Source organism: Nocardia exalbida NBRC 100660 (genome assembly GCF_000308575.1).
Taxonomy (GTDB): Bacteria; Actinomycetota; Actinomycetes; order Mycobacteriales; family Mycobacteriaceae; genus Nocardia; species Nocardia exalbida.
Genome location: NZ_BAFZ01000063.1, coordinates 1 through 12,571, shown reverse-complemented (window position 1 = coordinate 12,571; position 12,571 = coordinate 1). Strand labels below are relative to the sequence as shown.

At 70.4% G+C, this 12,571-nt stretch carries 1 pseudogene (cut by a window edge); it reads right to left on the bottom strand.

Annotated features, from left to right (window positions below):
* Window positions 1-12,555, bottom strand: a pseudogene (locus ON29_RS37100) (beta-ketoacyl synthase N-terminal-like domain-containing protein) (its annotated part extends 2,648 nt beyond the left edge of the window); the annotation flags it as partial.
* Between the last annotated feature and the right edge of the window lie 16 nt (window positions 12,556-12,571).

Below are 12,571 nucleotides of genomic sequence, written 5' to 3'. Positions count from 1 at the left end.
GCCTACCTGCCGCTGCGGGAGCGAGATCGCACACGTCGAGCACACAGTCGGTATCGGGGTAGCGCGCCGCGAGCGCCCGGCCGAGAGCCGCGCCCGCGTCGAAGTCGTCGCGATTCAGGTCGCCCGGCAGGTCCGACAGGCGCACCAGACGGCCCCGATCGCCCGCAGCGGCGGCGAGAGCCTCCACCAGAGGGTGGGGAGTACGTGCGTCGTACACGATCAAGCTACGGCGGGCGCGCAGGTCACCGCTGGGGAGCGGAGCTTCTCGCCACACCGGAACCAGCAATCGGCGTTCCGCTGACGCGGCTTGCGGCGTCGACTCCGGGACAGGCCACATCAGGCCCTGTCCAAGCCCCGGCGCGGGCGCGTACCCGCCATTCTGCGCAGGCGTCACCGGAACCGACCCGGACACCGACTGTTGCGCCGATGCGGGGAGTGTCCGCGACTCCGGCGTGAACGCGGATCCCCGCTCCAGCACAGGCTGCGGCACCGTGACGGGCCCGGGCGCGGACCCTCGGCTCCACAGGGGTTGCGGCGATGCGCTGTCCGGCTCGGACGCCGAGGGCGGGCCGGGCGTGGGCTTCGTGACGAAATCGGAGCCCGGCACGGTCTGCGGGCTCGGCGCGGAAGCGGAGCCGGGCACCGGCGCGACGTCCGGAATCCAGTATCGCTCCCGGGCGAACGGATAGGTCGGCGCGGGAATGCGACGGCGAGGTCCGGGATCGCGGACGGTGGCCCAATCGATGTCACCGCCGTCGAGCCAGCGCGCGATCCGGGAGTCCTCCCCCGCATCCCGGCACGACCTGGCGCCGGGGGCGTCGTCGACCCAGGCGCGTACGGCGGCGCGCAACTGGTCGATGTCGCGGGCGACGAACGCGGCACGTGCGCTGCCCGCCTGACGGCCCACCTGCATCGTGTAGGCCAGATCGGCCAGGTTCGGTTGTTGCGCGGCGAGGAAGCGGTCCAGCGCGGCGACGTACTCCACCAGCCGCTCCCGGTCGCGAGCCGAGACCGGAACGACCTGCCCGCCGCTGAACCGAGTCGGCGGCCTGCGGTCGACGTACTCTTCGATCACCACGTTGGCGTTGGCCCCGCCCGCTCCGAACGAACTCACCGTCGCCCGGCGCGGGCGCGCCGGATCCCCGCCGGGCCACGGCAGCGGCTCGGCCGGAATCCGGAACGGCGTCGCCGCGAAGTCGATGTTCGGGTTGGCCGGAGTGGCGTGCAACGACGGCACGATGGTCCGGTGACGCAGTTGCAGCAGCACCTTCGTCATGGCCGCGACACCGGCCGCCGCCTCGAGGTGGCCGACATTGGACTTCACCGAGCCGATCGGTAGCTCGGACACACCGGAGCCGCCGAAAACCTTGGACAATCCCGCGATTTCGATCGGATCACCCAGTGCGGTGCCGGTGCCGTGGGCTTCGATGTAGGACACCGATGCCGGGTCGACCCCACCGGCGCGCAGCGCCGAGCGGATCACCGCCGCCTGCACGTCGGGATTGGGCACCGTGAACCCGTTGACGCGACCGCCGTGATTGATCGCGGTGCCCTTGATGACGCCGTAGATGGTGTCACCGTCGGCTTCGGCGTCGGCCAGCGGCCGCAGCACCATCGCCCCGACGCCCTCACTGGCCACATACCCGTCGCCGCCCGCGCCGAAGGAGCGGCAGCGCCCGTCGGTGGAGGCGAACTGCCCCTGGCTCAGCGCGACGAACTTGTAGGGATGCAAGGACAGATTGACGCCGCCGACCACCGCCAGCCTGCATTCGCCGGTGCGGATGCTCTGGCAGGCCAGGTGCAGCGCGGTGAGCGAGGACGAGCACGCCGTGTCCACCGCCATGCTCGGCCCTTGGAAGTCCAAGGCGTGCGAGACGCGGTTGGGGATGCTCCAGAACGTCGACCCGGGCAGCGTGCCGCGCCCGAGCCGGGACTCCTCGGCCCCGAACATCTGGTAGGTCCCCCACATGACGCCGACGAACACCCCGGCCTGCTCCGGGCGCAGGCCGCCGCGGGCCAGGTCGGCGCGGGAATGCCCGGCGTCTTCCAATGCGGCCCAGGCGGTTTGCAGGAACAGCCGCTCTTGCGGGTCCAGGATTTCCGCCTCGCGCGGGGAGATGGCGAAGAACAGCGGATCGAAACAGTCGACGTCGTCGAGGAATCCGCCCCACTTGGTGTAGGAGGTGAACGGGTTGTGCCGGTCGGGAACGAAATAGCGGGTGTGGTCCCAGCGCTGCGGCGGGATCTCGGTGACGCAGTCGCGTCCCTCGACCAGCACCCGCCAATACGCGTCGAGTCCGTCGGCGCCCGGGTAGCGGCCGCTGACACCCACGATCGCGATATCCCCTACCGCGCCGGTGTCGCGGTAGGCATCCGAGGCGGTGGCCGGGTCGACTGCGGTCGGTGTCGCGAACGAGTCGGCCGCTGTGCGCTGATCGAGCGGCTGGTGTGTGAGATGCCGGTCGTCGGCGAATGAGCGGCCGTTGGTGCCGGGCTCGTCGGTGCGTGCTGCGAATCCGTTGTCGGCAGTCTGCGGCCGAGGGTCCCCGTTCGGTGTGATCGAAGCATCCGCGTTGTGCCTCGTAGGAGCGGGCGTCCGCGCCGCCGTTCGATCGGAGGAATCGCCATGGCTCTCGATCGACGGCGGCACGAACGGCTCGGCAGCGGATCCGAGCCGCACCAGCAGGCCGACCACTGCGCGCGGGGTGGGGTACTCGAACGCCAGCGTCGCGGGCAGGCGGTGACCGCTGCGGCGGGACAGTTCGTCGCGGATCTCCAGGGCCGCAACAGAATCCAGCCCCAGTTCGTGCAGCGGACGATCGAGATCGTCACCGGGTGCCAGGCCGAGGCAGCGCCGAACCAGGGCCTCGATCTCGGCAGTCGGATCGCTTGCGGCGGGGACGTTGTCGACATCCGCGACAGTGGGCGCGACCGAATCCCGCAGCACGTCCGGCACGTCGGCTCCGCCTGCCTCCGGCCGCGCGAGCGGCAGCACGGTGACCGCCGCCGGTGGTACCGAACCGAGCAGGTGGGCGAGTGTGTCGAAGGCCTGTTCAGGGCGCAGCATGCCGTAGCCGCGCCGGGCCAGCCGCTGAACGGCGCCGCTGCCGAGTCGCTCGACCATCCCGGTGTCCGCCCACGGACCCCACGCGATCGACAGCGCGGGCGAACCCGCCGCACTGCGTGACTCGGCCACACCGTCGAGGAAGGCGTTGGCGGCGGCGTAGCTGGACTGCCCCGGCAAACCGACCACCGCCGCGGCCGAGGAGAACAGCAGGAAGAAACGCAGAGAACGAGCCGCGGTCAACTCGTGCAGATGCCATGCGCCGAACGTCTTCGGCGCGAGAACCCGCCCGACGCGTGTTGCCGTCTGCTCGGCGACCACGCCGTCATCGAGCACCCCGGCCAAGTGCACCACGCCCGCCAGCGGCGGCAGCTCGCGATCGATCCAGTCCAGCGTTGCCGACACGGCCTCGCGATCGGCGACGTCGAGCGACCGCACCACGATCCGCGCCCCCGCCCCCGCAACTCCGCGATGACCGACTCCGCTCGCGCATCGGGTGCCGACCGCCCCGCGAGCACCAGCTCCGGCCAACCCTGGTCGACGAACCAGCGAGCCAGCCGCACGCCGACTCCGCCGAGACCACCGGTGATCAGCACCGTCCGCCCCGCTGCGGACGCCACCGCCGACTCGCCCTGGATGACTTCCAACGGCACCAGCCGCGGCACACGCCGGCGTCCCCGGCGCAGCGCGAGCTGGCGCGGCGCCTGCGGCGTGACGAGCGCGTCGACCACCGAGCGGATGTCGCCCAGCTGATCGAGATCGACGATTCGACAACCGATTTCGCGGTGCTCGAGCTGCGCACCGCGGGCGAAGCCCCACAGCGCGGACTGCTCGGGAGCCACCTGATCGGCGGGATCGACCCGTTGACCGTGGCGGGTGAGCAGCCACACCGCGGGCTCTCCGGCCAGCGCCGCGGCTTGCACGAGATGCAGAGCGCCCACCACCAGACGTTCCGCGGCGACCGGCGCCGGGGCATCGTCGGCGGAGAGGGCGAGCGCCGAGACGATCCCGCGCAACGATGCCCGCCCGTCGCTCACCGCGCCGAGCAGCGCACGCACCGCCGCGGGTACGCCCAGGTCGACCTCGAACTCGTTTTCGGCACGGAAGGCGAAACCACTTCCGGGCCGGGCCAAGACGCACTCCGCGCCGCGCGCCCGCAAAGCGTCGGCGAGTCCCTCGGTGAAGTCTCCGGGCGCGCCGATGATCAGCCAGCGCCCGGCCGCCGAGGCGGGCAGTGCCGTGCCGGTCTCCTGCCAATCGATGCGGTAGGCGTCCGTGACGGTCCGATCATGCGGCGCACGGGACGGCTGCCCGCCCGCGTTCGGCGTGGGTGTGGGCATCACGCGCAATCCGTTCGCGACCAGCACCGGGCGACCCTCCTCATCGAGCAGTCGAACATCGGCGACACACAGCTGTGGCGTCTGCTCGCCGACGCGCACATGGCCGAATCGAACGGTGCCCGCCGCGACCGAGACGAATGCCTGGTCGATCGCGAACGGCACCCACGTCTGCTCCTCGGTCCTCGGCGACATCGCCGCGTAGGTGGCTTGGAACGCCGCGTCCAGCAGAACCGGATGCACCATGCCCACGCCGCTGTCGATGTCGATGTCGGGATCCGACAACGTGACCAGGGCTTCGCCGCGCCCGAAGCGCACGCCGGTGACACGGCGGAACGCCGGGCCGTAGGGTAGGCCCGCTCGGGCCAGCAGCTCGTAGAAGTTCACCGCCGCAAGGTGTTCCGGACAGTCGCCGAGGATCTCCGCCAGGCCGGGACCGTCCGGAATCCGGCACGTCCCGGTGTGGACATGAGCGCGCGCGTGCGTGCCGGAACCTTCGGTCGACACCTGCACGGCCCACCCGTCGCCGGTCGGCTCGACCTTCAACCGCACCGGCTGCGGGCCGCTCAGCGTGAGACCGCGGGCGATCACGAGGTCATCGATCGCGACGACGTCACCGGCGACGAGTTCACGCGCGGCGTCGGCGATCGTCGCGACGAACCACGCTCCCGGTACGACGACAGCCCGATCGACGACGTGATCGGCCAGATAGCGCGGAGACTCCGGACCGAGCACCAGATCGAACGACGTCGCCCCGCGCGAATGCGGATGCTCGGAACGGTCTTCCTGTCGAGTGGGAGTCGGCACCGGAGCGCTTTCCGGTCGTATCGGGTTCGTTTGCGGTGTGGCAGCGCCGTTCGAGGTGTTCCGCGTAGCGGCTGGCGGCGTCGGTATGGACGCCGCGGAGTCGGCAGTGGCTTCCGAAGGTGCGGAGAAGTGTTTCGACTGCGCTGGGAGCAAATCTCCGGGAGCCGGAACTCTGAGGGCGGCGGCCGACGCGCTCTTCGAGTACTCAGGGGCAGCTGGGTTCGGATCCGGAAGCGGCGCGTTGTCGGGTCGTGATGAGCGGCCCGCGAATCGCGGCGCGGTGTCTGGGTCCGCGAGTGCGCCTTCGGATCGCACCGCGAGATCCGACCTCGGCCCAGAGTTACCCGGTGACATCGACGCGGCTGTCTCGGATCCAAAGTCGACCCAATAACGTTGCCGCTGAAACGGATACGTCGGTGCGAGCACCCGCCGCCGATCACGCGGCCGGTGCACCTGCTCCCAGTCCACCGGCACGCCCGCCACATACAGCTGCCCGAGCGCCGTCATCATCGTCTCGCGGTCACCGCGTCCGCGCCGCAGCGACGCGGCGAACCGTGCCGAGCCGCCCAGCGCTCGCTCGCCGAGCGCGGACAACGTCGGCTGCGGACCGATTTCGAGGAAGTCGCCGATGCCCAGCTCGGCCATGGCCCGCATGCCCTGGGCGAACCGCACCGGCTGACGCGCATGCCGCGCCCAGTACTCCGGCGTGAGATCCCCCGCGCGCAGCGGCGCACCGGTGAGGTTCGAGACCAGCGGGATCGCGGGGTCGGTCATCGTCGCGCCTGCGGCCGCGGCGGCGAGGTCGTCGAGGATCGGATCCATCGCCGCGGAGTGGAAGGCATGCGAGACGGCGAGTTCGGCGGTCCGGATACCGCTCGCCGACAACTCCTCCCGCAGCAGGTCGAGCGCGGCTCGTGGTCCGGCGACCACCACCTGTGCCGGTCCGTTGTAGCCGGCGATCGACACCGCGGGTTCCTGCCGTGCCACGAGCGGGGAAACCTGCTCGGCCGGAGCGTCGACGGCCACCATCCCGCCGCGGTCCGGCAGACGCTGCATCAGCCGCCCCCGCGCGGCGACCAGGCGCAGGGCGTCCTCCATGGTCATCGCGCCCGCCGCGCAGGCGGCGACGTACTCCCCGACGCTGTGCCCGAGCACCGCCGCCGGAGTGATCCCCCATGCCCGCCACAGTTCCCACAGCGCCCACTCGACGGCGAACAACACCGGTTGGGTGAACATTGTGCTCCGCAGCAACTCCGGCCCGTGATCTCCGTACACGGCTTCGACAAGCCCGATTCCGTCCGCGATCGGTCCCAGCACCGCGTCGCAGCGCCGCAGGGCGTCGCGGAAGACCGGCTCGGAATCGAACAACTCACGTGCCATGCCGGGGTATTGCGATCCCTGCCCGGTGAACAGCAGCGCCACCTTCGCGCGCGCTGTTCGCTCCACCCGGCCGCGGATCAGGTCGGACCGGTTCCGCAGCTCTCGCGCCGCGGCGTCGCCGGTCTCGGCGATCACCGCGAGCCGCTCTTCGAAATGGGTGCGGCCGGTCGCGGCGGTATAGGCCAGATCCCCGAATGACGCGCCCGCCGAGTCGATTTCGTCGGCCCAACGCCGGGCGATGTCGGTGAGGGCTGTTTCGTCGCGTGCGGACAGGACGAGTACCTCCGCGGCCGGCGATTCCGGTCGCGGCGCATGCGCCGGGTCGCCCTGCGCCAGAATGACGTGCGCGTTGGTGCCGCTCATCCCGAAGGAGCTGATCCCGATCGCCGGTTCGTGGCCGGTGCGCGGCCAGTCCCGCGCTTCGCGCACGACTTCCAGCGGCAGTGCGGCCCAGTCGATCAGCGGATTGGGTGTGTGGAAGTGCAGGCTCGGCGGTATCCGGCGGTGCTGCAACATCAGCACAGCTTTGATGACCCCCGCGACACCGGCCGCCGCCTCGGCGTGCCCGATATTGGTCTTGACCGACCCGATGAGCAGCGGCTGCGTGCGGCCCGCCCCGTACACCTCGGCCAGCGCGGTGGCCTCGATCGGATCACCGAGCGGGGTGCCGGTGCCGTGTGTCTCGACATAGTCCACCGCGGCAGGCCGCACGCCCGCCCTCTCCAAAGCGTCGGTGATGACGCGTTGCTGGGCCGGGCCGTTGGGCGCGGTGAGACCGTTGGATCGGCCATCGTGATTCACCGCGACGCCACGCACCACGGCCAGCACCCGATCGCCGTTGCGGCGGGCCTGCGACAGCCGGGTCAGCACCAGCACGCCACAACCGTCCGCGCGGACGTAGCCGTTGGCGTCGGTGTCGAACGCCCGCGACCGTCCGTCGGGCGAGAGCGAGGCCAGGCGGCAGAAACCGATGGTCGTCTCCGGCGCCAGTTGGAGGTTGACTCCACCCACCAGCGCCAGATCGCAACGGCCCGCGCGTAATCCGTCCGAGGCGGCTTGCAGCGCCACCAGCGACGAGGAGCATGCCGTATCCAATGTCATCGCCGGACCTTGCAGCCCGAGGACGTAGGCCAAGCGTCCGGCCGCCACGCTCGGCGCCGAACCGATCACCGAGTAGGCGCCGATCGCGGTCGGCCGGTCGGCGCGCGTCGGTGTTGCCGGATACTCGCTGAAACACAGTCCGACGAACACGCCGGTGCGGCTGCCTGCCAGCGTGCCGGGTGCGCGGCCCGAGCGCTCCAGCGCCTCCCAGCTGGTCTCGAGCAGCAGCCGTTGCTGCGGGTCCATCGCGCGCGCCTCCGCCGCACCGATACCGAAGAACGCGGGGTCGAATTCGTCGGCGCCGTCGACGAAACCGCCCCAGCGGGTGTACATCGTGCCCAAAGCCGCTTGGTCGGGGTCGTAGTAGGCGTCGATATCCCAGCGCTGCGGCGGCACCTCGGTGATCGCGTCACGTCCGTGCCACAGCAGGTCCCAGAAGTCTTCCGGTGTGCGCACTCCGCCGGGGAAACGGCAGCTCATCCCGACGATGACGATCGGGTCGTCGGTGGGCTGGTCGCTGCTGGGCTCCCGTTCGGCCGAAATGTTCCCCTCCACTGACTGTTCTCGCGGCCGCGGCACCGAAAGTTGGTCCGCGGATGTGACCGCGGAGTGTGTCGTGGGTGCGACCGGAGGTTGCAGTGTGGGCGCGACCGGAGGCTCGTAATCCGCAGTTTCGTGCTCGCCTCCAGTGGAAGCGAGCGCACCCTTTCGGTGCAGGAACAGCGCGATGTCACGCACGGTCGGGTAGTCGAAGACGAGCCCGGCCGGCAACGGCATCCCCACCTCGGTGGCGAGCGCGGCACGCAACTCCATCCCCGTGAGGGAGTCGACCCCGGTGTCGTGCAATGGCACCTCCGGATCGAGTTCTCCAGCCCTGTCCAGTACGCGCATCGCGACGCGCTGCACCAGCGCCTCCATGGCGGCGAGGTCGTTCGACGCCACCGGCGGCGCCGATGCCCGGGTGGTTCGCAGCGGCGCTGTCATCGCGACGCCCGGCGCCCGGTGCGCATACCACCGTTCCGGCACGAATTCGAAGACGCCCGGAGCAGTGCTGTCGTGCCGAAGGAGGTGCTCGAGCGCCGCGGCCGCATCGTCCTGATACAGCGGCGGCAGACCGCGCCGCACGAGCCGCGCGGTGACATCGGACCGATCGGCGGCCATACCCACATCCGCGAACGGTCCCCACCCGATGCTCAGCGCGGGCAGTCCCTCGGCCCGCCGCCGCCAGGCCAGCGCGTCCAAGGCGGCGTTGGCCGCGGCGTAGTTCGCCTGACCCGGGGTGCCGAGCAGGCCCGCCACCGAGGAATAGGTGACGAAAAGTTCCAATGGCTGGTCTCGGGTGAGTTCGTCGAGGTGACGGGCCGCGTGATATTTGGGCCCGAGCACGGTCTCGAACCTCGACCAGTTCTGCTCGGTCACCACGCCGTCGTCGAGCACTCCCGCGCAGTGGATCACGCCGCGCAGCGGTGGGAACTCCGATTCCGCGATGCCGCGCAACAGTGCCGCGACCGCCGCACGCTCGCTGACATCCGCCTGCCGCGCGGTCACACCGACTCCGACGGCACGCAGCGATTCCAGCAGCCGCTCCCCGGCCGCGTCCGGTGCGCGTCTGCCGACCAGCACCAAGTGCCGGGCGCCACGGTCGGCCAGCCACCGTGCGGCCGCCGCACCGAGGCCGCCGAACCCTCCGGTCACCAGGTAGGTGCCATCGGGCAACCGGTCCCCGCGTGCGGCGGGGCTATCCCTGGCGAGCAAGACGACGCGACCTGGATGATTTCGTTGCGACATGGCGCGGAACGCCTCGGCGGCACCGTCGATACCGTGCACCGCGTGCGGCAGCGCAGTCAGTGCACGCTGGTCGAACAGGTCCATCACGCCGCGCAGGATCGCGCCGAGCCGCCGCGGGCCGACAGCGGCCGGATCGACCGGCCGATGGTCGACATCGTCGCGCCGGTGAACCGTGCCGGTCTGCACCGGATCGATGACCTCGACGAATCGACCGCCTGCGCGCAGGATCTCGGAGGCGTGCGCGGAAAAGCCGTCCCCCAAGCTGTCGACGACGACATCCACTCCGCGCCCCGCGGTCGCCGCCCGAACGCGTTCGCCCACCTCGTCGCCGCGCCAGGTATCGATCCGCGTGACCGGCAGACCCGCGCTCTCAGCCCAGCGACACAGCGCGGCGGTCGCGAGAACCTGCGCGCCGACGTGCGAGGCCAGCTGGACAGCGGCCATGCCGATGCCGTCGGCGGAGGCGTTGATGAGCACACGGTCCCCCGGGCGCAGCTCGCCGAGGTCGAACAGCGCGTGCCAGGCGGCGGTGAAGGAGTACGGCACGGTCGCGCCTTCGGCAAAGGAGAGGTGATCCGGCAGCCGGGCCACCATGCCCTCATTCACCGTCACGTGACGAGCGAAACCGTCAGTGGTCAAGGCGACAACACGGTCACCCATAGCGAGTCCCTCGACGCCGGCGCCGACCGCGGTGATCCGGCCCGCGCATTCCGAGCCCAACGGCAGCACACCTTCTGGATGTATGCCCGAGGCCACCCACAGGTCGTGAGCGTTGAGACCGGTCGCGGCGACAGCGATTTCGACCTCATCGGACGCCGGTGCGCGCCGCGTTGCGGACATCAACCGCATCCGGTCGAAGTCGCCGGAGCGGTCCGCGACCAACCGGTGGTCGTCGGCGGGCGCGAGGCCGTCGGCGAGACGAGCTGTCAGCCAACGCCCGTCCCTAATCGCGAACTCTCCGATGCGACCGCCGAGCAAGCCGTCGACGATCGGTGCGGTGTCGACGGACGATCCGGCGGACAGATCCAGCAAGCGACATCCGAACTCGGGGTGCTCGGTGCCCAGTGTGCGCCCGAAGCCCCACAACAGCGCCTGATCGGGATCCGGCCGGTCGGCCGGTGCGACGCGCTGGGCGTTCACCGTCAGCAACCACAGCGCGGCAGGACGGTGCGCCCCCGAATCCAGCGCACGGGTCAAGCGCAAGGCGGCTTCGATACGAGTCTGCGCGGACGCCGACGTCCACGCGAACACGACACCATGGAACGGACGCGTGGTCATCGACGAAACGGTGTCTGCCGCGTGCTCGTTCTCTGGGCGAACAACCACGGTTTCGATGCCGCGTGCGCCCAGTCCGGCGGCGACGGCAGCACCGACCGGCCCGTCACCGAAGATCAACCAGCGACCTGTCGGCTGCTCTCTCGCCGACGCGCCACTCTCGACGGGAACCCATTCCAGGTGGTGCAGCAGACGTCCGAGCCTGGACGAGTCGGCCGCGACAGCTTTCGATACGGCACCGGGTTTCGCACTCAGCAGGCTCACCCCCCGCAAAGCGGCGAGCGGTCGCCCGGACGCCGAGTGCAGCGTGGCGTCACCGACGATGACGCGCGCACTGCATTCGGTCACCCGCACCCGGCAGCGGACGATCGATTCTCCGAGCGCCGGACCGCCGAAGAATCGAGCACGACCGATCTCGGAGGGCAAAAACATCCCTTCGCCTCCGTCGGCGGTCACCACGATGCTGTGCAGGCAGGCATCGAGCACTATCGGGTCGAGCACGGATGTGCCGTTATCCGGCAGGCGGAACACGGCTTCGGACTCGGTGTCGCTGATCCGCCGGAAGTCGAGGGCGCAGCGGTAGTCGGGGCCCAACTCGAGGCCCAGCCCAGCCACGGTGTCGTAGTAGGCGGGCCAGACCCGCGCATCCGAATCACTCGTCACCCCATCGTGCGAATCGACCGAATCACCGCCTGCGGCAATGAGAGTCGCTGTCGCAAAGTTGGTCCGAGCATCGCCGGGGCCGACGAAGCTCACGTCGTAGCCGACCGTGCCGGGTTCGAGCACGACCCGCACCACCGCTTCGGCGGTGACCTCCAACGGCTTGATCAATCGCAGCCCGGCGACCTCCCACTTCCCGGGCAACCGAGCGGCGATGTCGTTCAACCGAACGCACAACCACGCCGCGGGTACCGTCGGCACGCCACGCAACCGGTGCCCGTGGAACATCTCCGGTGCCAGCCGCAAGGGGTGCGACGGCCCGGTGTCCTCCGAGCGCGGCTCGAGCTCCAGCCAGTGCCGTTTGCGCTGGAACGGATACGTCGGCAGGTCGACATGGCGCCACGGGCGACCGGAATACACCGTCGCCCAGTCGATCTCGTCCCCCGCGACATACCGGCGACCCAGCTCGACCGAACCACTCGTCACCTCGACGACCGAACCGCTCGCGGTCGCTCCCGAGGCGACATCCTCGAGCGCGGCGCGCAACTGCGCGGCGTTATCGAAGCCGATCGCGACGCGCTCACCGAAATGTGTACGGCCGACGGCGGCGGACGCGCACACATCCAGCAATGCCGTCTCCGGATGGGCAGCCAGCAAATCGCGGTAGCGAGCCGCCAGCGCACGCAGGGCCTCGGCGCTCTTCGCCGACAACACCAGCAGGTAGGGCCCGGAATCGGTCACCGCACCGGCTTCGGAGACCTGAGGCGCTTCTTCGATCACCACGTGCGCGTTCGTCCCGCTGATCCCGAACGCGCTCACACCCGCCCGCCGCGGTCGCAGCGAACGCCGCCACGGGCGCTCCTCGGCGACGACGCGGACCGCGATCGAATCCCAATCGATGTGCGGATTGCCCGACCGGAAGTGCAGCGAGGCGGGAATGCGCTCGTGCCGCATCGACTCGATCACCTTGATGATGTTGGCGATGCCCGCCGCCGCCTGGGTGTGGCCGAGATTCGACTTCACCGACCCGATCCACAGCGGCGCGGCGTCGGTGCGGTTTTCGCCCAGCACCGAGGCAAGGGCGTGCACCTCGATCGGGTCGCCGAGCGCGGTGCCGGTGCCGTGCGCTTCGATGTACTCGATGTCACCCGCCTCGACC